This is a genomic window from Achromobacter sp. KK8 (assembly GCF_054188005.1).
The window spans coordinates 1,653,517-1,675,477 of the sequence record NZ_CM135178.1; the positions used below are offsets into that span (position 1 = coordinate 1,653,517).

The 21,961-nt window shown below is 70.2% G+C and carries 18 protein-coding genes; 3 read left to right on the plus strand and 15 right to left on the minus strand.

Annotation, left to right across the window (positions count from 1 at the left end; all coding sequences use genetic code 11):
* Window positions 1–65: 65 nt before the first annotated feature.
* The 12 genes from ACVN9Z_RS07650 to ACVN9Z_RS07705 all read right to left on the minus strand — a co-directional run bounded on the left by ACVN9Z_RS07650 (window position 66) and on the right by ACVN9Z_RS07705 (window position 13,402).
* Window positions 66–1,091, minus strand: a complete 1,026-nt coding sequence (locus ACVN9Z_RS07650) for a FecR family protein (protein WP_082402012.1) — start codon at window positions 1,089–1,091, stop codon at window positions 66–68.
* Window positions 1,088–1,633 (minus strand): RNA polymerase sigma factor, encoded by a 546-nt coding sequence (locus ACVN9Z_RS07655; RefSeq protein WP_327761137.1) that lies wholly within the window; start codon window positions 1,631–1,633, stop codon window positions 1,088–1,090. The genes ACVN9Z_RS07650 and ACVN9Z_RS07655 overlap by 4 nt, the downstream gene beginning before the upstream one ends.
* 170 nt (window positions 1,634–1,803) lie before the next feature.
* Window positions 1,804–3,456 (minus strand): acyl-CoA synthetase, encoded by a 1,653-nt coding sequence (locus ACVN9Z_RS07660; protein ID WP_458213305.1) that lies wholly within the window; start codon window positions 3,454–3,456, stop codon window positions 1,804–1,806.
* 9 nt (window positions 3,457–3,465) lie between these two features.
* Window positions 3,466–4,530, minus strand: coding sequence for a phosphotransferase family protein (locus ACVN9Z_RS07665; protein ID WP_458213306.1), 1,065 nt, complete (start codon window positions 4,528–4,530; stop codon window positions 3,466–3,468).
* A complete protein-coding gene (locus ACVN9Z_RS07670) occupies window positions 4,527–5,753 on the minus strand; it encodes an acyl-CoA dehydrogenase family protein (RefSeq protein WP_054504359.1) in 1,227 nt (408 codons plus the stop codon). The genes ACVN9Z_RS07665 and ACVN9Z_RS07670 overlap by 4 nt, the downstream gene beginning before the upstream one ends.
* Before the next feature lie 28 nt (window positions 5,754–5,781).
* Entirely contained in the window at window positions 5,782–6,543 is a 762-nt protein-coding gene (locus tag ACVN9Z_RS07675) for an SDR family NAD(P)-dependent oxidoreductase (RefSeq protein WP_458213307.1), read from the minus strand.
* 33 nt (window positions 6,544–6,576) lie between these two features.
* A complete protein-coding gene (locus ACVN9Z_RS07680; protein WP_458213308.1) occupies window positions 6,577–8,724 on the minus strand; it encodes an acetate--CoA ligase family protein in 2,148 nt (715 codons plus the stop codon).
* A gap of 36 nt (window positions 8,725–8,760) precedes the next feature.
* A complete protein-coding gene (locus ACVN9Z_RS07685) occupies window positions 8,761–9,732 on the minus strand; it encodes a tripartite tricarboxylate transporter substrate binding protein (RefSeq protein WP_458213309.1) in 972 nt (323 codons plus the stop codon).
* A 61-nt stretch (window positions 9,733–9,793) separates the two neighbouring features.
* On the minus strand, window positions 9,794–10,135 hold the full coding sequence (locus tag ACVN9Z_RS07690) for a Zn-ribbon domain-containing OB-fold protein (protein WP_457955257.1): 342 nt from the start codon (window positions 10,133–10,135) through the stop codon (window positions 9,794–9,796).
* Window positions 10,132–11,280 (minus strand): thiolase family protein, encoded by a 1,149-nt coding sequence (locus tag ACVN9Z_RS07695; protein ID WP_458213310.1) that lies wholly within the window; start codon window positions 11,278–11,280, stop codon window positions 10,132–10,134. The genes ACVN9Z_RS07690 and ACVN9Z_RS07695 overlap by 4 nt, the downstream gene beginning before the upstream one ends.
* Complete coding sequence (locus ACVN9Z_RS07700; protein ID WP_155871902.1) at window positions 11,273–12,043, minus strand: IclR family transcriptional regulator; 771 nt, start codon at window positions 12,041–12,043, stop codon at window positions 11,273–11,275. Before ACVN9Z_RS07700 ends, ACVN9Z_RS07695 begins: the two co-directional genes overlap by 8 nt.
* 126 nt (window positions 12,044–12,169) lie before the next feature.
* On the minus strand, window positions 12,170–13,402 hold the full coding sequence (locus ACVN9Z_RS07705; protein ID WP_020925676.1) for an MFS transporter: 1,233 nt from the start codon (window positions 13,400–13,402) through the stop codon (window positions 12,170–12,172).
* A gap of 219 nt (window positions 13,403–13,621) precedes the next feature.
* Between ACVN9Z_RS07705 and capB the strand changes: the two genes are divergently transcribed.
* The 3 genes from capB to ACVN9Z_RS07720 all read left to right on the plus strand — a co-directional run bounded on the left by capB (window position 13,622) and on the right by ACVN9Z_RS07720 (window position 18,506).
* Entirely contained in the window at window positions 13,622–15,391 is a 1,770-nt protein-coding gene (capB, locus tag ACVN9Z_RS07710) for a caprolactamase subunit beta (protein WP_020925675.1), read from the plus strand.
* A 10-nt stretch (window positions 15,392–15,401) separates the two neighbouring features.
* Window positions 15,402–17,486, plus strand: a complete 2,085-nt coding sequence (gene capA / locus ACVN9Z_RS07715; protein WP_458213311.1) for a caprolactamase subunit alpha — start codon at window positions 15,402–15,404, stop codon at window positions 17,484–17,486.
* 72 nt (window positions 17,487–17,558) lie between these two features.
* Entirely contained in the window at window positions 17,559–18,506 is a 948-nt protein-coding gene (locus ACVN9Z_RS07720) for an AraC-like ligand-binding domain-containing protein (protein ID WP_173000335.1), read from the plus strand.
* A gap of 54 nt (window positions 18,507–18,560) precedes the next feature.
* Here ACVN9Z_RS07720 and ACVN9Z_RS07725 read toward each other — a convergent pair whose 3' ends face one another.
* From ACVN9Z_RS07725 to ACVN9Z_RS07735, 3 genes are all read right to left on the minus strand, one after another.
* Window positions 18,561–18,971: a VOC family protein gene (locus tag ACVN9Z_RS07725; protein ID WP_173000354.1), complete on the minus strand. Its 411-nt coding sequence runs from the start codon at window positions 18,969–18,971 to the stop codon at window positions 18,561–18,563.
* A 70-nt stretch (window positions 18,972–19,041) separates the two neighbouring features.
* On the minus strand, window positions 19,042–19,839 hold the full coding sequence (locus tag ACVN9Z_RS07730; protein WP_155871900.1) for a helix-turn-helix domain-containing protein: 798 nt from the start codon (window positions 19,837–19,839) through the stop codon (window positions 19,042–19,044).
* 58 nt (window positions 19,840–19,897) lie between these two features.
* Window positions 19,898–21,913, minus strand: a complete 2,016-nt coding sequence (locus ACVN9Z_RS07735; protein WP_458213312.1) for an acetyl/propionyl/methylcrotonyl-CoA carboxylase subunit alpha — start codon at window positions 21,911–21,913, stop codon at window positions 19,898–19,900.
* Between the last annotated feature and the right edge of the window lie 48 nt (window positions 21,914–21,961).

Consider the following 21,961-nt stretch of genomic DNA (forward strand, 5'->3'; position numbering starts at 1 on the left):
GGGGGAAGACGCGCGACTTGCCATAACCCGTACCTGCTGAATGAAAATAATTTCGCCTGGCCGCTTCAGCGGCTGGCGATCACCGCGGTGCCGTCGGGCCGGCGGGTCAGCGTGACCGGCAGCAGGCCGGGCAGCGTGTCGAGGAAAGCCTCGGGGTGGCGCAGGTCCAGCGTGCCGGAGAGCCGCAGGCGGCGGGCGCGGTCGTCGGCGAAACGCAGCGGCGCGTCGCGGTACAGGGCCAGGTAGCCGGCCAGCTGTTGCAGGGTGGCGTCGTGCACCACCGCCACGCCGTCCTGCCAGGCGCCGACTTCGCCGGGCGGCACCTGCGCGCGCGCCAGCAGCCGGGCGTCGGCGCGCGCGAGCAGCACCGTGTCGCCGGCGTGGAGCATCTGCGGGCCGGGGCTGGCGGCGCCGTCGGCATCCAGCCGCACCTGGCCGCTGCGCACGCCGACCTGCAGCAGGTCGGGCAGCAATAGCACATTGAATTCGGTGCCGATGTCGCGCAGTCGCGCGCCGCCGGCGGACACCAGCAGCGGCCGGCGGTCGGGCGCGGCGTCGATGTAGACCTCGCCGCTTTCGATGTCGATGCGGCGTTCGGCCAGGGTGTAGCGCACATGGACGCGGGTGCCGACGTTGGCGTGGATGCGGGTGCCGTCGGCCAGGTCCAGGCTGCGTGTCTGGGTGGAGGCGTTGGCCACCGATTCGTAATTGACCGGCAGATATTGGTAGGCGGCGCCCGCCAGCAGGACCAGCGCGGCCAGCGCGCCGCCCCAGCGCAGGAAGGCGGGCCGTGGCTGCCGCGCGGCTGCCGGCCGTCGGGTGGCGACGCCGATGGGCTGGGCAGCGTCGGCGGGAGCAATGTGGGCGGCGCCGGCAGATGCGCGATCCGGCGCGCTGGCCGGACGCGGCAGCGCGGCCAGGTCATCCCACACCTGCGCGAGCTTGTCGTATTCCTGCCGGTGCAGCGGCGATTGCGCCAGCCAGGCCTGGAACGCCTGTTCGGCATTGGCATCGGACGCGCGTTCCCGGCGGCGCATGAACCATGCGCTCGCGGCCTCTTCGACTGCGGATAGGGAACGGGACGGGGTCATGACGATTCGCCGTGGACGCGGCGCTTGCAGTGCGCCAGGGCCAGTTGCAGGTGCTTTTCGACGGCGCGCACGGAGATGCCCATGCGCGCGGCGATGTCCTCGCAACGCAGCTCATCATACCGATAAAGCAGGAAGGCCTCGCGCTGGCGCGGCGGCATGTCGTCAATGGCGGCCTGCAGCAGGCGCAGGCGCTGATTGGCGTCGGCGCGCGCGTCGGGCTGCCAGCCGGCCGCGGTTGCCAGGCTGCCGGACGGCGGCGTGTAGGCCTGGTCGTCCAGGCTGGCCACCATGTGCTCGTCGCGCACGGCTTCGCGGCGCCAGTGGTCGCGCAGCAGGTTGCGGGCGATTTCATAGAGATAGGCGCGCGGCTTTTCGGGCGGCTCGGCGCCGCGGCTGGCGGCCAGCCAGCGCGCGAAGGTTTCCTGCGCCAGATCCTGGGCGGCGTCGGGCGAGCGCTTGAGCTGGCGGTTCAGGAAACCGACCAGCTCCGCGTTCCATGCCTTGTATGCCTCGGCGATCGCGCCGAAGAACCGCTCCCCCATGGTGCCCCTAAGTCCGATGTCCGTCGCGCGGCCAGCGAACCCGGCGCGTTGTCTTGGCGTCGATAGAATGATAATGATTCGTATTGTATCAACATTGCCAGGCGGCGCCAGACGTCACGGTCGGAGCCTGGGAAGGCGGCCCGGTGTCGGCCTGTCGGCCGGCTGGTGCTTCAATTGTCGGCAGCCTTGTCCGCCAGCGCCGCCGCCTGCTCGCGCAGCACGAACTTCTGGATCTTGCCGGTGGAGGTCTTGGGCAGGGCGCCGAACACCACGGTGCGCGGCGTCTTGAAGCGCGCCAGGTGTTCGCGGCAGTAGGCGATAAGGTCGTCGGCGCTGCGCGACGCGCCGTCTTTCAGCGTGACGAAGGCGCACGGCGTTTCGCCCCACACCGCGTCGGGCCGCGCCACCACGGCGGCTTCCAGGACGTCGGGGTGACGGTACAGCACGCTTTCGATTTCCACGGTCGAGATGTTTTCGCCGCCCGAGATGATGATGTCCTTGGCGCGGTCCTTGATCTCGATGTAGCCGTCGGGATGCACCACGGCCAGGTCGCCGGAATGGAACCAGCCGCCGGCGAAGGCGTCGGCGGTGGCGTCGAGGTTGTACAGATAGCCCTTCATTAACGTATTGCCGCGCAGCATGATCTCCCCCAGCGTGGCGCCGTCGGCCGGCACCGGCCGCATGGCGGCGTCCATCACCCGCACCGCTTCGACGTTGAGCTTGCGCACGCCGATGCGCGCCTTGAGCGCGGCGCGCTCGGCCAGGGGACGGTCGTCCCATTCGTCGTGCCAGGCGCAGCTGATCGACGGGCCGTAGGTTTCGGTCAGGCCGTACAGGTGGGTGACGCCCACGCCCAGTTGCTCCATCGCTTCGATGATGGCGGCGGGCGGCGCGGCGCCGCCGGTCATGGCCTGCACGCGGTGCGTGGCGCGGTGGCGCGCGTCCCCGGGGGCGTTGACCAGCATGTTCAGCACCACCGGGGCGGCGCAGAAGAAGCCGACCCGGTGGCGGCGGATGGCCTCGAAGATGGCGGCCGGCTCCACGCGCCGCAGGCAGACGTTGGTGCCCGCCAGCGCCGCCATGGTCCACGGGAAGCACCAGCCGTTGCAGTGGAACATGGGCAGCGTCCACAGATAGACCGCGTGCGGCGGCATGCCGCAGGCCAGCACGTTGCCGGTGGCGTTCAGGTAGGCGCCGCGATGGTGATAGAGCACGCCCTTGGGGTTGCCGGTGGTGCCCGAGGTGTAGTTCAGGCAGAGGTTGTCCCATTCGTCTCGCGGCCCTTCCCACGGAGCGTCGGCCGGTTGCGCGGCGAGCCAGGCTTCGTACTCCGCATCGCCCAGGTCGCCGTGCGGGCCGGTGTATTCGCTGTCTTCGATGCGCACGGTGCGCGGCGGCGCGCGCAGGTGGCCCAGCACTTCGCGCACCAGCGGCGCGTATTCGCTGTCGTACAGCAGCACGGTGGCGCCGCCGTGTTGCAGGATGAACGCCAGTGTGCGCGCGTCGAGCCGGGTGTTGAGCGCGTTCAGCACCGCGCCGGCCATCGGCACGCCGAAGTGCGCTTCGTACAGGGCCGGCGTGTTGGGCGCGAGCACCGCCACCACGTCGCCACGGCGCACGCCCCAGGCGGCCAGCGCCGCGGCCATCTGGCGGCAACGGTCGTAGGTGGCGCGCCAGCTCTGGCTATGGTTGCCGTGCAGCAGCGCGGCGCGTTCCGGGTAGACGGCCGCCGCCCACGCCAGGAAACCCAGCGGCGTCAGGGGCTGGTGGTTGGCGGCGTTGCGGGGCAGTGTGTCGTCGGACGCGGATGGCGATGTGGTCATGATGCGCTCCTAGTGGCCTGCGGTGGCCAGGCGTGCGGATTCGCGTTGCGCGGCCTGCCAGCCGAGCGCGGCCAGCGGTTCGACGCGCGCACCCATCTCCAGCGCATCGGTGGCGGCGGCGTTGCCGGCGCGGGCGCGCGCGTACACGCCCTGCAGAATGGCGGCGATGCGAAAGAAGCTGTAGGCCAGGTAGAAATCCCAGTTGGGCGGCGGCGCGATGCCGCGCGCCTCGCAATAGGCGCGCACGAACTCCGCTTCGTCCGGAATGCCCAGCGCCGCCAGGTCCAGGCCGGCGATGCCGCGCCACAGGGCCGGCGGGATGCGCCAGCACATGCAGTGATAGGCCAGGTCCGCCAGCGGATGGCCCAGGGTCGACAGCTCCCAGTCCAGCAGCGCGATGGCGCGCGGTGCGTCGGGCGCGAACACCAGGTTGTCGATGCGGTAGTCGCCGTGCACCAGGCGGGTCTGGTCGTCATGCGGCAGATGTTGCGGCAGCCAGTCGATCAGCGCGTCCATGGCGGGGATGGGCGTGGTTTCGGTGTCGCGATACTGGCGGGTCCAGCGCGCCACCTGGCGCGCGAAGTAGTCGCCGGCCTTGCCGTAGTCCGCGAGCCCGACGGCGGCCGGTTCCACCGCGTGCAGCGCGGCCAGCACGCGGCCGGTCTCGGCATACAGCGCGGCGCGCTCGGCGGGGGCCAGGCCCGGCAGCGCCGGGTCCATGAAGACGCGGCCACGCGCATAGCTCATCAGGTAGAACGGCGTGCCGACGATGGAAGGGTCGGCGCAGTAGTGCAGCATGGCCGGCACGGGCACGGCGGTGCCGGCCAGCGCGGCCATGACGCGGTATTCGCGGTCGATCGCGTGGGCCGAGGGCAGCAGCGTGCCGGGCGGCTGCTTGCGCAGCACGCGCGCGCCGCTGGCGTCTTCCAGCAGGTAGGTCGGGTTGGATTGGCCGCCCGTCAATGGCCGGGCGCGCAGGCCGCTGGCGTTGCCCAGGCCCTGCGCCGACAGGTAGGCGGCCAGCGCGGGCAGCCAATCGGGGGCGCCGTTGGTGGCGTGATCGGGCGCGCTCATACCAGCGCCTTGCGCGGGGCGTCCGCGTCGTCCCACTGCCAGAACGCATCGCCCTGGTCCATCAGGTAACGCGCCAGCACCATCTTGTGCACTTCGGAGGCGCCGTCCACCAGCCGCGCCTGGCGCGCGTAGCGGTAGATCCATTCCAGCGGCGTGTCCTTGGAATAGCCGCGCGCGCCGTTCAGCTGCAGCGCGGTGTCGACCACCTTGTGCAGGGTTTCCGACACCACGATCTTGGCCATGGAGATTTCCTTGCGCGCGAAGTCGCCCTGGTCCAGCCGCGCGGCGGCGCGCATGGTGAGCAGGCGGCCGATTTCGATCTGCATGGCGGCGTCGCCCAGCAGCCATTGCACGCCCTCGCGGTCGGCCAGCTTCTGGCCGAAGCTGCTGCGTTCGCCGACGTAGTCCACCGCCACCGCCATGGCGCGCCGCGCCAGGCCCAGCCAGCGCATGCAGTGCGTCAGGCGCGCCGGACCCAGGCGTATCTGCGTCAGCTTGAGGCCGTCGCCCACTTCCATCAGGCGGTTCTCGTCGGGAATCTCGAGGCCGTCGAATTCCAGCTCGCAATGGCCGCCGTGTTCTTCCGGGCCCATGATGGGGATGCGGCGGACAATGCGCCAGCCGGGCTGGTCGGCGTCGAACAGGAAGGCCGACAGGCCCTTGCGGGCGTCGTCCGAAGTGCGCGCAATCAGGATGAAATGCCGCGCGGCGCCGGCGCCGGTGATGAACCACTTGCGGCCGTGGATCAGCCACTTGTCGCCCTGGCGGGTGGCGGTGGTGCGCATCATTGACGGGTCCGAGCCGCTGCCGGGGCTGGGTTCGGTCATCACGAAGGACGAGCGCACCTTGCCGTCGATGATGGGTTGCAGCCAGCGGTCCTGCTGGTCGGGCCGCGCCACCTGCGCCAGCACCCGCATGTTGCCGTCGTCGGGGGCGGCGGCGTTGAAGGCGGCCGGGCCGAAAATGGATCGGTTCATCTCTTCGTAGCAGGCGGCCAGGCCCACCATCGGCAGGCCCTGGCCGCCGCGCTTGCGCGGCATCTGCAGGGCCCACAGGCCGGCCTCGCGGGCCTTGGCGCGCACGCGGTCCAGCAGGGCTGCGTCGATGTTCTCGTGGTCGTCGTAGTTGGCGCGGTCGGCTTCCAGCGGAATCAGCTCGCGGTCGACGAAGGCGCGCACGCGCTGGCGGTAGTCTTCCAGTTCGGGGGGCAGCGAAAAATCCATGGCGGGGTCTCCGGATGGGGATGCGGGTTCAGAGCGAGCTGGCCAGGTGGCCGCCATCGACGTCGATGACGGCGCCCGTCATGTAGGCCGAGGCATCGGAGGCCAGCAGCAGCAAGGGGCCGTCCAGGTCCTGCGGGCGGCCCAGGCGGCGCTGCGGGATGCGCTTGACGAGGGCCTGGCCGGCGGGCGTGGCGAAGAATTCTCGGTTCAGGTCGGTGCCGATGTAGCCGGGCGCCAGCGCGTTCACGCGGATGCCGTGGCGGGCCCATTCCAGCGCCAGGGCGCGGGTCAGGTGCAGCAGGCCGGCCTTGGCGGCGGTGTAGGCGGCCACGTGCGAGGCCACGCGCTGGCCCAGGATCGAGGCGATGTTGACGATGGCGCCGGGCCGGCCGTGGCCGTGGAAGTGGCGCGCGGCGCATTGCGCCACCCGCCACGCGCCGTTCAGGTTGACGTCGATCAGGCCGGTCCACTCGTCTTCGCTGATCTCCAGCGCGGGGCGCGTCATGGCGATGCCGGCGTTGTTGACGACGATGTCGACCGGGCCGAGCGCCTGCTCGACCTGGGTGAAGGCCGCCTGCACGCTGTCGGGTTGGGTGACGTCCATGCCCGCGACGCAGGCCTGGCTGCCCTGGGCGCGGATCTCCGTAGCCAGGATTTCGCCCAGTTCGGTCCGGCGGCCGCACAGCGCCACGCGCGTGCCGGCTTCGGCCAGGCGCAGCGCGAAGTGGCGACCCAGTCCGCTGTAGGCGCCGGTGACCAGCGCGGTCTTGGATTTCAGGTCTTCAAACATCGGTGCGTCTCCTTTGTTTGTGTGCCGGCGGCCTCAGGCCGTCATCCTTGCGGCGGGCTGGCTGGCGGCATGAAGTTCCACCAGCGCGTCCACCGCCACCGCGCCCTGCCCCACGGCGCCGACCATCACCGGGTTGATGTCGACCGACGCCAGCCGCGGGCCGGCCGCCAGCGCGTAGTTGCCGAGCGCCACCGCCTGTTGCGCCAGGGCGGCGACGTCGGCGGGCGGATCGCCGCGCACCCCTTGCAGCAGCGCGCCGATGCGCAGGCCGCGCAGCTTCTCGACCACCTGCGCGGCATCGAACGGCGGCATCAGCACCGCCACGTCGCGCAATGCCTCGACGTACTTGCCGCCGCTGCCGATCATCAGGACCGGCCCCAGCACCGGATCGACGCGCGCGCCCAGCGCGCATTCGTGCAGGCCGCGCTGCATCCGCGCCACCAGCCAGGCGCCATCGCGCACGTCCAGCTTACCCAAGGTTTGGGCTTGATGGGAAAACGCGGCGCGCAGCGCGGTTTCGTCGTCCAGGCCCAGCGCGACCAGTCCATGTTCGGACTTGTGCGGCAATTGTGCCGAGCAAGCCTTCAGCGCCACCGGCGCGCCGATGCGGCGCCACGCGGCAATGGCCTCGTCGGCCGTGCGGCAGACGGCGTGTTCGATCACCGCCAGCCCGTTATCGGCCAGCAGCGCAAGGCTGGCCGCCTCGGACAGGAAGCCGCCGGCCGCGTCGGGCGCCGGATCGGCCGCCACAATGCCTTGCGATGCTGGCGGCGACGCCATGCGGCCGCGTTCGCGCAACCGCCGCAGGCGCAACAGCGCCGACAAGGCATCCATCGCCTGGATCTCGTCGGCGTAAACGGGCAGGCCGCGCGCGCGGAATGCGCTGGCCACGTTGTCCTGCCACGCCACCACCACGACTGGCTTGGAAGCGGCCTGTGCAAAGCCGGCCGCATCCGCCGCGAACGAGGTCACGTCGTAGCCGCGCCCCGCCACTGGAATATCGAGCAGGAACATATCGGCCGCCGGGTCGGCGCCGATTACGGGCAGCACTTGCCCGAACAGGCCATTGTTCGACAGCAGCGCGGCGGTGATGTCCACGGGGTTGACGGTGGTGGCATAGCCGGGCAGACGCTCGGCCAGCGCCTGCTGGGTGGCGTCGGCCAGCGGCGCGATCTCCAGGCCGCGCTCGGCGGCCGCGTCCGAGGCCAGCACGCAGCTGGCGCCGGAGTTGCTGACCACCACCACGCGCGGGCCTTGCGGCAAGGGGCTGCGCAGGGCCAGTTCGGCGTAGCGCACCAGTTCCTGCGGATCGCGCGCGCGCAGGATGCCGTGGTGTTCGAAGAACGCATCCACCGCGCGGTCCTCATTGGCCAGCGCGCCGGTATGCGAGGCCGCGGCGCGCGCGCCGGCCTCGGAGCGGCCCGACTTGACCACGATCAGCGGCACGCCGCGCGCCCGCGCCAGCGCGGCCGCCTCGGCCAGCGGCCCTGCCTCGCGCAGCGATTCCAGGTACAGCAGCACGCAGCCGACTTCCGGATCGCGCAGCGTCGCGCAGGCCAGTTCGGCGACCGACACGTCGGCCTCGTTACCGGTGGCATGCACGTGGCGCACGCCGATGCCGCGCTGGCGCAGCAGGCCGTAGACCATGGCGCACATGCCGCCGCTCTGGCTGATGACCGCCACCGGCCCGTCGCCCGGCGCCACCTCCAGGAACATGGTGGAGAAGCTGGCGATGGCGCCGTTGCCGAAGTTGGCCAGGCCCTGCGAGTTGGGGCCGACGATGCGCATGCCGGCGGCGCGGGCGCGCGCCGTCATCGCATCCTGCAGGGCGCGCCCGGCTTCACCGGTTTCCGAGAAGCCGGCCGAGATGACGATGGCCGCCGCCACGCCCAGCGCGGCGCATTCATCCACCGCCCGCAACGCCTGCTCGCCCGCCACCGCCACGATCGCCAGGTCCGGCGCGGCGGGCAACGCGGCCAGGCTGGGCCAGGCGCGTTCGCCCTGGACTTCGGCGCGTTGCGGGTTGATCGGGTACAGCGTGCCCGCATAGCCGTGGCGCCGCATGTAGTGGATCGGCCGGCCGCCGATCTTGTCGGGATTGTCGGAGGCGCCGACGATCGCGATCGAGGCCGGATCGAGCAGGCGCGCGAGGCTGGCGTCGCCGATGGGTACAGAAGCCATGAAACTCCCCAAGGTAGGATGAAGGCGGGCGCGGGGTCAGTTGACCGTGGCGCCGGAAGTCTTGACCACGCCGGCCCATTTCTCGACCTCGGTGTCGAGGAAGCGCGCCGTGTCGGCGGGCGTCTTCCATTCCGAGGCGAAGCCCTGGGCGGCGAATTTCTGCTGGATGTCGGCGCGGCCCAGCACCTTCTGCAAGGCGCCGTTCAATCGGTCCACCACCGATGCCGGCGTGCCGGCCGGGGCCAGCAGCCCGTTCCAGGCGGTGGCTTCGTAGCCCGGCAGCCCGGCCTCGGCCACGGTGGGCACGTTGGGCGCGGCGGGCGAGCGCGCCGCGCCGGTCACGGCCAGCGCCTTGAGCTTGCCGCCGTTCACGTAGGGCATCGACGACAGCATGGTGTCGAACATGATGTCGGCCTGGCCGCCCATCACGTCTGTCAGGGCCGGCGCGCTGCCGCGATAGGGAACATGCACCATGCGCACGCCGGCCATGGCGCCGAACAGTTCGGCCGCCAGGTGGGTGGACTGGCCGTTGCCCGACGAGGCGAAGGTCAGCTTGCCCGGCGTGGACTTGGCCAGCGCGATCAGCTCGCGCACGTTGCTGGCCGGCAGGTCGGGGCGTGTCACGATCACCAGCGGGCCGGCGGTCAGCAGCGACACGGGCGCGAAGCTCTTGCGGGTGTCGTAGTTCAGGTTCTTGAACAGCGACATGTTGATGGCGTGGGCCGTGGTCGCCAGCAGCAGCGTGTAGCCGTCGGGCGCGGCCTTGGCCACCATGTCGGCGCCGATGTTGCCGCCGGCGCCGGAGCGGTTGTCGACGATGATGGTCTGCTTGAGTTCGTCGCCCAGGCCCTGCGCGACCACGCGGGCCACGATGTCGGTGGGACCGCCCGGCGGGTACGGCACCACCAGGGTGATGGGTTTGGTCGGCCAGTCCTGGGCGGCCGAGGCGGCGGCTGCCACCAGGGAAAGCGCGGCCAGGGCCGTGCGGCATGCTGCGATTGCGCGCATGATTGTCTCCTCCGTCGTGCGGATATGTTGTTTTGCTGGGGATGGTGTTGCCGGCGGCGCTTCAAGGCGGCCGGCGCGCCTCGAAACCGAGCAATGCGCGGCCGTCGATCGTGATCGCGCGGCCCATGACCTGCTGGCCGATGGCGATGCCGGCATCGGCATGGCCCATCAGCACCGCGCCCTCTTCCAGGCGCACCAGCACCAGCACGTAGGGCACGCGCGCGCGCCAGAAGGCGTCGGGCGCGCGGTGGATCTCGGTGCGCGCCAGCACTACGCCCGCGCCGCTGCTGCGCCGCCATGGCAGGTTGCTGCCGCCGCAATGGGCGCAGGCGTAGGGGCGCAGCGCCCACCACGCGCCGCAATCCTCGCAGCGTTGCAGTTCCAGCGGATCGCGGGCGTTCATCGACGGCCCTCCGCCTGCAGCACCAGGCTGACGTGGGCGGACAGCACGCCGCCGTCAGCATGCACCAGCGCGCAGCGCGGCGCGCCCGCCTGCCGCGATCCGGCCCGGCCCGCCAGCTGGGTCCAGGCCTCGGCCACGTGCGCCATGCCGCCCGCCACGCCGGAATGCCCGAACGACAGCAGGCCCCCGTGGGTGTTGAGCGGCAGCGGTCCGGCGGCGTCGAAGTCGCCGCGCCGCGCGCGATCCGCCGCGCCGCCGCGCGGCGCGAAGCCCAGTTCTTCCAGCAGCATGGCCAGCGTGATGGTGAAGGAGTCGTAGATGCCCAGGTAGTCGACCTGGTCCGGGCCGATGCCGGCGTCGGCATAGGCCTGGCCGAGCGCGCGCGCCGCGCCGGTGTCGAGAATGTCGCGCAGCGCCGACAGGTGCTGGTGGCGATGCGCCTGCCCCGCGCCGCTGATGCGCACCGGCCCTTCGTCGGCGCCGACCACCAGCGCCACCGCGCCGTCGGAAATCGGGCAGCAGTCCAGCAGGTGCAGCGGCGTGGCGATGGGCCGGGACGCCAGCACCTGGTCCACGCTGATGGCTTCGTTCAGGTGCGCATGGGGGTGGCTGGCGGCGTGGCGGCGCATCAACGCGGCGAGCTCGGCCAGGTCTTCGCGGCGGGTGCCGGTCCGGTGCATGTAGGCGGAGGCCAGCAGCGCGTAATAGGCTGGCACCGACGCGCCGTTGGGCACCTCGGTATCGGCTTCGCCAACCTGCGCCAGTGTCTGGATGGAGGCGTCGACGGCCTGGCCGGTCAGGCGGTTCTCGCCCGCCACCACCAGCACGCGGCGGCAGCGGCCGGCGCGCACCAGTTCGCGCGCCAGCATCACCATGGCCGCGCCGGTGGCGCCGCCCATCTGCATGCCGTGGGCGTAGCGCGGGTCCAGGCCCAGCTTTTCGCTGAGCAGCGTGGCCAGCATCAGGTGCGGAAAGGTGGTCGCGTAGCCGCACAGCACGCCGTCGATATCGGCGCGCCGCAGGCCGGACTGCGCCAGCGCGGCGTTGGCGGCCTCGGCCATCAGGTCCAGGGCCGAGCGGCCCTCGTGGCGGCCGAAGCGCGTGGTGGCCGCGGCCAGCAGGCAGGCGTGGTGGAGATCAGGCATGCGGCATCCAGGCGCGTTCGATGGCGCGGGCTTCGGCGGCCAGCGCCTGGGCCAGTTCCTGTTCGCGCGATTCGACGCGCTCGCTCAATGCCGCCACGCTGAGCGCGGCGATGGCGCGGCCGCTGGGGCCGCGCACGGCCACGCCCAGGCCGCCCATCTTTTCCACCACCACGTCCAGCAGCATGGCGTGGCCGAGCTTGCGGGCGCGCGCCGTCATCTGTTCCAGCAGCCGCACCGGATAGCGCGGGTAGCGTTCCTGCAACCGCTGGTGCACCGGCGGCAGCACCGCCTGGGTTTCGTTCTCGTCCATGGCCGCCAGCAGCGCCAGGCTGCCGGCGCCGATGCCGAGCGGACGGCGGCTGCCGATCTCCAGGTAGTTGGCGCGGATCGGGTAGTCGCCGAAGCACAGGTCCAGGCAGACCGATTCCCAGCCGGTTGGCATCGACAGGATGACGGTGTCGCCGAACTTGCGCGCCAGGCGGATCAGCGCCGGCCGCGCCTGGGCGCGCAGATCGAGGCCGTCGACCATGGCATGGTGCATGGCATAGACCTGCGGACCGAGCATGTAGTGCTTGCTGACCGGGTCTCGCTCCACGAAACCCTCGGCCTCCAGGTCCTTCAGGATGCGCAATGCCGTGGATACGTCCAGCTGCGCCGCCTGAGCGATGTCGGTCAGGCGCTGGACGCGCCGGTTCGACAGGCTGGCGAGGACGCGGCAGACCTTTTTCGTCGCGGAAACAAGGCTGGTATCCGGTGTAGACATGGCAGCGGCAGGACCCGTTGGCTGAACATGGTCACAAGATAGGCAGGCCCGCCGCGAGGGTAAAGTTGCGTCGCAACAAAATTTCGCCCGGCAACAATCGCGGTTTGCCGGGCGATGCAGGCAGCGTCAGGCCGGTTCGGTTTCGGGATGCAGCGAACGCAGCCTGCGCAGCTCCGGGAACCAGTGCATCCACAGTCCCGCCACCGCAATCGTGCCCAGGCCGCCCACCACCACCGCCGGCACCGCGCCCAGCAGCGCCGCCATCACGCCGGACTCGAATTCCCCCAACTGGTTCGAGGCGCCGACGAACAGCGTGTTGACCGCGCTGACGCGGCCCAGCATGTGGTCGGGCGTGTTCAGCTGCACCAGCGACGAGCGCACCACCACGCTGATGGCGTCGGCCGCGCCCAGCACCACCAGCGCGCCCACCGACAGCGGGATCGAGGTCGACAGGCCGAACACGGTGGTGGCCAGGCCGAACAGGATCAGCGCGCCGAACAGCAGGCGGCCGACGTGCTCGCCCAGGCTGAGGCGCGCCAGCGTCAGCGACATCAGCATGGCGCCACAGGCCGGCGCGGCGCGCAGCGCGCCCAGGGCCCAGGGACCGGCGTTGAGAATGTCCTTGGCGAAGATCGGCAGCAGCGCCGTGGCGCCGCCCAGCAGCACCGCGAACAGGTCCAGCGACAGCGTGCCCAGCAGGATGCGGCGCTGGAAGATGAAGGTGATGCCGGCGAACAGCGTGCGCCAGGTGGTGGGTTCCCTGCGCGGCGGGGCGCGGTCGATCGACATGCTGGCGATGCAGGCGAAGCCGCACAGGTACAGCGCCGCCGCCACGCAGTAGACCCACCCGGCCCCCAGCCCGTAGCCGATGCCGCCCAGCGCCGGGCCGGCGATCTGCGCGATCTGGCCGCCGGAGGACGACAGCGCGGTGGCGCGCGGCAGCCATTCGCGCGGCACGATGGCGGGAATCAGCGTGGTCAGCGTGGGCGCCTCGAAGGCGCGCGCCGAACTCATGATGATGAGGGTGGCGTAGATCAGCGTCTTGCCGCCGACGCCGTGCAGCGCGGCGATCGCCAGCAGCAAGGTGGCCAGGGTCTCGACCGCCATGCAGATGGCGACGATCTTGCGGCGGTCGTAGCGGTCGGCCACGTGCCCTACCACCAGCGTCAGCGCCGCCATCGGCAGGAACTGCGCCAGCCCGATCAGGCCCAGGTCGAGCGCGCTGCCCGACAGCGCATAGACCTGCCAGCCCACCGCCACCGAGACGATCTGGAAGGCCAGCGACGCGCCGATGCGCGCGAACAGGAAGTGCAGGAAGGCGGGACGGTAAAGCGGACTGGGGGAGTCTGGGGCGGGCATCGGGACGGGGGCGCGCGGCGTATGCGCGGGCGGGGATCGGAATCCCGCATTCTAGGGAAAACCGCCTGACGGGAAACTAAGAGCATGCGGCAAAGCACCGGGCCGTTGTGCTTTCACAGGCAAGTTTTCGTGCGCTCTGGTACAAGCCAGCCGCCGTGGCGCTGATTAACGTTGCTCCTGCAGCCATCCGGAAGGTGGCGACCATACAAGGGGAACATGATGGGCAAGCCATTTGCCGCCGCCGGGCAGGTAGACCCGATCACGCTGGCCGTGGTGCGCGGCGCGCTCGAGACCGCGCAGCGTGAAATGACAATGACACTGGAGAAAACGGGCCGCTCCAGCGTCTTCAACCTGGCCCACGACTACAGCAACGCGCTGTTCGACCACTATCCGGAAATGATCCTGCAGGGCCAGGATATCCCCATCCACCTCGGATCGCTGATCCCCGCCATGAAGGCCGTGGCCGACTTCTTCGGCGACGATATCCACGAAGGCGACATCATCTATCACAACGATCCGGTCTACCAGGGCAGCCATATTCTCGATTGCTGCATGTACAAGCCGGTATTCCATGAGGGCCAGCTGGTTTTCTGGGCGGTGTGCAAGGGCCACCTGACCGACATCGGCGGGCCGGTTCCGGCGGGCTACAACCCGGACGCGCGCGATCTCTATGCCGAAGGCCTGCGGATCCCGCCGGTGAAGCTCTGGGACCGGGGCGTGCGGCGTGACGACGTCGTCAACCTGCTGCTGTGCAACATGCGATCGCGGCGCGACCAGGAGGGCGATCTCAACGCCCAGTTCGGCGCCTGCCGGGTCGGCGAGCGCCATTTGCGCGCCCTGCTCGCCAAGTACGGCCTGGCCACCGTGCAGGCCGCCATCGCCGAGCTCAAGGACATGGCGGACCGGCATATGCGATCGTTGATCGCCTCGATTCCCGACGGGCGCTATGAAGGCCGGGCGCGCCTGGAGGATGCCGGCCATGGCCATGGCGACATGACCATCACGGCCAGCGTGCAGGTGACCGGCGACCAGGTCCACATCCGCATCGACAGCCCGCCCCAGGTGCCGTACTTCATCAATTCCTATGCCGGCAACTCGCTGTCGGGCATCTACCTGGGATTGATGATGTTCGCGCAGGTGCCTCCGCCCTACAACGCGGGGCTGTACCGCTGCGTCACCGTGGACCTGGGCCCGCAGGGCACGTTGTGCAATGCGCGCGAGCCGGCGCCGCACGTCAACTGTACAACCACACCCATGGAGACGCTGACCGACGCGGTGCGCCAGGCCTTCGAGGCGGCGGCGCCGGAACGGGTGACCGCCTCCTGGGGGCACGCCAGCGGCGTCAACATTGCGGGCGTCAATCCCAGGACGGGGGAACAGTACGTGACCATGGTGCTGGCTTCCATCATCTCGGGCGCGGGCGCCACGCGCCAGATGGACGGCTGGCACGCCTGCGGCCCGCTGTGCTGTTTCGGCGCGCTCAGTTCGGGCGACATCGAATTGCTGGAGTACGCCTATCCCATCATCATCCACCGCTATGGCCTGCAGGAAGACAGCGGCGGCGCCGGGCAGCGCCGCGGCGGCAGCGGCACGGTGTGGGAAGTGGAACCCATCGGCCATGAAATGACGGTGGTCGCGTTTGGCGAGGGGCGCCAGATCCCGACCGGCGGCGCGGCGGGCGCGTACAACACGCTACCCGAGCGCAAGCTGGGACGGCTGGAACAGCATCACGCCGACGGCCAGGTCACCGTGCACCGCAAGAACACCATCCTGACGTTGAAGCCCGGGGAGCGGGCCCGCAACGTCAATCCGGGCGGCGGCGGTTATGGCGACCCGTATTGCCGCGCACCGGAGGAAGTGGCGCGCGACATCCGCAATGGGCTGGTCTCTGCCGAGGCTGCCCGCGCCGAGTACGGCGTGGTGGTCGGCAACGACGGCAATGTCGACTTCGTCGCGACCCGCACGCAACGCATCCGCGATCCCCGCTGAGGAGCACACCATGCAAGGACAATATCGCCTCGGCGTAGACGCTGGCGGCACGTTCACCGATTTCGTCCTGGCCGGACGCGATGGCGCAATCCGCCTTTTCAAGAGCGCATCGACGCCGCAGGATGGCACCAAGGCCATTGCCGCCGGCCTGGCGCAGATGTCGGAGGCGCTCGGCAGACCGGTGCAAGAGATCGTGCGCGATTGCGATCTGTGCATCAACGGCACCACCGTGGCGCTGAACGCGTTGATCGAATTGAAGGGCGTCAAGGTCGGCCTGCTGTGCACCGCGGGCCATGAGGACAGCATCGAAATCCGCCTGGGCCACAAGGAGGAAGGCTATCGCTACGATGCCGACTATCCCCCCGCTCCGCAACTGGTGCCGCGCCACCTGCGCAGGCCGGTGCGTGAACGCGTGCTGGCCGACGGTTCGGTGCACGCGCCGTTGAACGAAGACGATGTGCGCGCCGCGATCGAGGTCTTCAAGCGCGAGGGCGTGCAGGCGGTGGCGGTGTCGTTCGTCTGGGCCCCGGCCAATCCCGCCCATGAACGGCGCGCGCGCGACATGGTGGCGGCCGCCATGCCGGAAGCATTTGTCTGCGCCGGCCATGAGGTCTATCCGCAGGTGCGGGAGTACACGCGCACCTCCACCACCATCGTCAATGCCTATCTGAGCCCCGTCATGGGGCGCTACGTGGCGCGCATCGATGATTACTTCCGCGGCCTCGGGGCGCGTGGCGCGGTGCGCTATTTCCAGTCCAACGGCGGCCCGGCGGTGGGTGACGTCATGCGGCGGCGGGCGGTCAACGCCATCAATTCGGGCCCGGCGTCGGCGCCCCAGGCCGGCCTGTACGTGGCGGCGCCGTTCGGCATCGACAACATCATCACGGTGGACATGGGCGGCACGTCCTTCGACATCACCATGGCCCGCGCGGGCCAGACCAACCTCAACCGCAATATCGACTTTCTACGCCATCGCATCGGCGTGCCGATGATCCATGTGGAAACCCTGGGCGCGGGTGGGGGATCCATCGCCCACCTGAACGCCTTCGGCATGCTGGAAGTGGGGCCGCAAAGCGCCGGCTCGATGCCGGGGCCGGCCTGCTACGGCCTGGGCGGCGAAGCGCCCACCGTCACCGATGCCAACATGGTGCTGGGCTATCTGCGCCCGGATGCGGTGCTGGGCGGCAGCATCCGCCTGGATCGCGAACTGGCCCGCGAGGCCGTGCGGCGGCATGTGGCTGAACCTCTTGGCCTCGGCCTGGCGCGCGCGGCCCATGGCATCGGCACGCTGGTGAATCTGAACATGGCGCACGGCATTCGTGGAATCTCGATCGAGAACGGCTACGATCCGCGCGACTTCGCGCTGGTCTGCGCGGGTGGCGCGGCCGGCATGCACATCGTCGCCCTGGCCGAGGAGATCGGCAGCCGTACCGTCCTCGTGCCCAAGATCGCCTCTTGCCTGTGCGCTTTCGGCCAGGTGATCTCCGACGTCAAATACCATTTCCTGGCCAGTGCCGTGATGCGGCTGGACGAGCATGCCGACATTGCGCGGCTGGATGGATTGTTCCGCGACATGGAGCGGCGCGGTCATGAATTGCTTGCGGCCGATGGCTTCGCGCCATCGCGGATCTCCCTGTCCCGCAAGGTGGAGATGCGCTATCAGGGCCAGATCCACGAGTGCCAGGTCGACGTGCCCGCGGGGAGCTTCACCCGCGAGACCCTGCAGACCGTACTCGCGGATTTCCATGCCCGCCACGAGCAGCTCTACACCTACGCCGAGCCGCATAACCTGGTGGAGCTGGTGAACCTGGAAGTCATGGCGGTGGGCGAGGTGGACAAGCCCGCGCTGCCGAGCCTGCCGCCCGGCAACGGCCATCCCGAGGCCGCGCTCGAAAGCCGGCGCGAGATGTTGTTCGAGGCTGATGGCGCCTGGGTCGACACGCCGGTGTACGACGGGTCGCGCCTGCTTGCGGATGATCGGATCGAGGGGCCCGCCGTGATCGAGGAGCCCACGACGACCATCGTGGTGCGTCCTGGCTGGAACGCCGTCCTGCACCGCTCGGGTACTTACTTATTGACCCGCGATGGCGGCTGATCCAGATTAGGGCCTGTTGAGATCAGAGGGCCTGGCACAGGGAGCGCCAGGCTCTGTACGAGGAATAGCACCGTGGATGCCCGCTACGATACCGCTTCCCTGGCTGCTGTCGACCGCGCCCGCTACTGGAGCACCGCGGTTGGCCGCACCTATTTCAGTCTGCAATTGCAATTCCAGGATGAAGGGCGTTTCGACGGAGCGCTGCATTCGTGGAACCTGGGCGAGCTTTCACTGTCGCGGCTGGCATCCTCGCCGCTGTGCTATCGCCGGTTGGCGACGCATCTGCGGGATGGCTCCGACGAACACTATCTGATTACGGTGCCGCGCCAGAGCGACATCCGCTTCCTGCAGGCCGGGCGCGAGACGCTTTGCCATCCGGGCGCGTTCCTGCTCGAGCATGGCCACAGCCCGTATGAATTCTCGTATGGGCGCGACAACGCCTTGTGGGTGCTCAAGGTGCCGGGCGCGATGATGCGCGGGCACCTGCGTGAACCTGGCCGCTATTGTGCGCTATCGTTCGACGCGACGCAGGGGCCGGGCTGGCTGTTCGCGTCCTACGTCGACCTGATCGGCCGCCAGCTCGACCGTGGCGAAGACACGATGCGCGAGCTGCTGGCGCAGCAACTGGTGGATCTGCTGGTCTGTTCCGTGCAGCAGGATGCGCGGGCGCTGGATCCGGGAGATTCCGCCGTGCGGGCGGCGCACCTGTGCCGCATCGAGGCCTATGCGCGGCGCCACCTGGCCGACTGCGACCTGGGGCCGGAGCGAGTGGCGCGGGCCTGTGGCATTTCCGTGCGCTATCTGCACGCGCTGTACCGCGACGTGGGCCAGACCTTCATGCAATGGCTGCATGAACAGCGCTTGGACCGGGCGGAGCAGACGCTGCGTGGCCCGGCGCGGCCGGTGTCGGTGGCCGGGGTGGCGCAGCAATGGGGGTTCTCGGATCAGTCGCATTTCTCGCGACTGTTCAAGCGGCGTTTCGGCTATACCCCCGGCCAGGCCCGTCGCATGGCCGGGTAGGTCGGGCCGCGCATCGAGGCGGAAGACGCGGCGCGTGCGCGGGATGGGCGAGCGCTAGGCCTTGGGCCAGTAGGTGCCGAAATACCAGAGATTGCCCTCGGGGTCGCGGCAGGCGAAATCACGGCTGCCGTGCGGCGAGTCATAGGGCTCGGCCACGATGGTCGTGCCGTCGGCTTTCAGCCTGGCGTGCAGGGCGTCGGGATCGTCCACCGCCAGATACAGCGCGTCGGTGCGGCGGCCTTGAGGGTCGCCGACCTGTTTGCCGTACTCATCGTCGCGATGCTGTCCCAGCATCAGGATGGAACTGCCACAGGCCATTTCGGCGTGTTGCACGACGGCGCCGTCGCGGTAGACGGCCAGTTCCGTGAAGCCCAGCATGGCGGTCAGCCAGCGCATCATGGCGTCCGGATCGTGACAGCGCAGCGTGGGAAACAGGCGGGGCGGTTCTTTGGAGGTCGGGTTCATCGGCAAGCTCCTGGGGCAAGAGGGAGCCTTCATGATGAACCGATGCGCGGGCCGCGGTCTTGAAGATTTGTTACCCGGCCTGGCGCCGCGCCCAGGCCTGCGGCGATTCACCCGCCAGGTCTATGAATTCACGCGCCAGATGCGCCTGGTCGGCATAGCCGCCGGCGGCGGCCACCTGGGCCCATTCGCTGCCGGGTTGCTGCGCCAGCCGGCAGGCCTGGTGAAAGCGCAGCATGCGCGCCAGGGCTTTCGGGCCCAGGCCCATCTCGGCCCGGAAGCGGTGCAGCAGGTGCTTGCGGCTCCAGCCGATTTCGGCGGCCAGCGCGCCGATGCGCAACGTGCCGTGGTCGCGCAGCAGCAGCCGGTAGGCATGCGTCACCGGTTCCGATGGGGCGCGGCCGAGGCGGCGGAGGATGAATGCCTCGACCAGGGCGAAGCGCCGCGGCCAGTCCGGCAGGTTGCCCAGCCGCTCGCGCAGCGCCGGGCCATCGCGGCCCAGCGCGTCGCCCAGGTCGACCAGGCGGTTCGCCAGGTCCGCGACCATGCCGCCGAAGAAGCGGTACGCGCCGGGCAGCGTGAAGTCGACCTGCAGGCATTCGGCGGCGCCGTCGGAGGCGACGAACACCGGGCCGGCATACAGGCCGGACGCGAAGCTGGACCAGGGCGCCGCGGCGTCCGCGCGGCCCAGTCCGATGCCGAAAGGGTTGCCGAAGCTGATCACCAGCGGCACGGTCAGCGGGGCGCCTTCGAGCCACTGCATACCGGCGCCTTGGCCGCTTTCGCGGTAGCCGGTCAGGTGCGACACGATGCCGGCCAGCCGTGCCGACGGCGGGACCTGGATCAACGCGCAGGACGTCTGGCTGGCCATGCGTGCCCCTTGTGGAAAGACACGCCATCGCCGCGGACGCCGGCGATGGCGCGCGCGTTCAGGCGCCGATCGCCACCAGTTCGGCGCCTTCCGTCACCTGGTCGCCCACGGCGTAGAACAGTTCCTCGACCTTGCCGTCGGCCGGCGCGGAGATGGTGTGCTCCATCTTCATCGCCTCCATCACCAGCAGCGGCTGGCCCTTGGTGACGCTGTCGCCGGCCTTGACGGCAATGGAGATGATCTTGCCCGGCATGGGGGCGGTCAGGCCGCCGCCGTGGTCGCCCTGGGTGTCCTGGGCATGCGCCAGCGGGTCGTACAGGTCCAGCACGCGCGCGCCGCCGTCGCCAAAGACGTGGGCCTTGTCGGCGTGCAGCACCACCGTGCCGGCGCGCTCGCGGTCGTCCAGCGTGATGCGCAGCACGCGCGCCGGGCCATTGACGTTCTCGGCGCGCCAGGCGAAGGGCCGGGCGCCGTCGCCGCCGTCCAGCGTCCAGTCGGCGCCCTGGCGTACGACGGTGACGTGACGGGTTTCGCCGTTGTCGATCCACTGCAGCGTGCGCTGGTAGCGGCCGCCCAGGCGCCAGCCATCGCGCGTGTCCCACGGATCGGCCGGGGCGGCGGCCTGCGGCGCCGATTGCGCCTGGCCCTGGCTGGCCAGCACGGCGGCCGTGGCCAGCGCCAGCGTGGCGGCGTCGGCCGGCGTCGGCTCGGGCAGCAGCGTGGCGCGCTGGCGTTCGATCAGGCCGGTGTCGAGGTCGGCGGCGGCAAAGGCGCTGTCGCGCATCAGGCGCGACAGGAAGGCGACGTTGGTCTGCACCCCCACCGCCTGCGTCTGCGCCAGCGCCTGCAGCATGCGGGCGCGGGCCTGGTCGCGGTCGGCGCCGTGCACGATCAGCTTGGCGATCATGGGGTCGTAGAACGGCGTGATGGTGTCGCCGGTGCGCACCCCGCCATCGACGCGGATGTCGCCGTTGGCGAAGGCGACGTGGGCCGGCAGGCCCAGGTAGGCCAGCGTGCCGATGGAAGGCAGGAAGCCTTTCTCGGGGTTCTCGGCGTAGATGCGGGCCTCGATGGCGTGGCCGTGGATGCGCAGGTCTTCCTGGCGCGCCGGCAGCGGCTGGCCGGCGGCCACGCGCAGCTGCCATTCGACCAGGTCGTGGCCGGTGATCATCTCGGTGACCGGATGCTCGACCTGCAGGCGCGTGTTCATTTCCATGAAGTAGAAGCGGCCGTCGGGCTCGGCGATGAATTCCACCGTGCCGGCGCCCACATAGCCCACCGCGCGCGCGGCGGCCACGGCGGCTTGGCCCATGGCGCGGCGGCGTTCCTCGGTCATGCCGGGCGCGGGCGCTTCCTCGATCACCTTCTGGTGGCGGCGCTGCACCGAGCAGTCGCGCTCGAACAGGTAGACGCAGTTGCCGTGGGTGTCGGCGAACACCTGGATCTCGATATGGCGCGGCTTCTGCAGATAGCGTTCGATCAGCACGCGGTCGTCGCCGAAGCTGGAGGCGGCCTCGCGCTGGCACGAGGCCAGCGCATCGAGGAACGCGCCCGTCGATTCGACCACGCGCATGCCCTTGCCGCCGCCGCCGGCGCTGGCCTTGATCAGCACCGGGTAGCCGATGGCGTCGGCCTGTTCCTTCAGGAATTGCGGGTCCTGGTTGTCGCCGTGGTAGCCGGGCACCAGCGGCACGCCGGCCTTCTCCATCAGCGACTTGGCCGCGGACTTGCTGCCCATGGCGGCGATGGCCGATGCCGGCGGGCCGACGAAGGCGATGCCGGCCTGTTCGGCGGCTTCGGCGAAGGCTTCGTTTTCCGACAGGAAGCCGTAGCCGGGGTGGATGGCTTGGGCGCCGGTGTCGCGCGCGGCCTGCAGGATGGCGTCGGCGCGCAGGTAGCTGGCGCGCGGCTCGGGGCCGCCGATGTGCACCGCGACGTCGCAGGCGGCGACGTGGCGGGCGTTGGCGTCGGCGTCGGAATAGACGGCGACGGTGCGGATGCCCAGGCGGCGGGCGGTGGCGGCGACGCGGCAGGCGATTTCGCCGCGGTTGGCAATCAGCAGGGTATCGAACATGGCGTTATCCAGACTGGGATGATTCGTTGACTACGTTGCAGCGGCGAG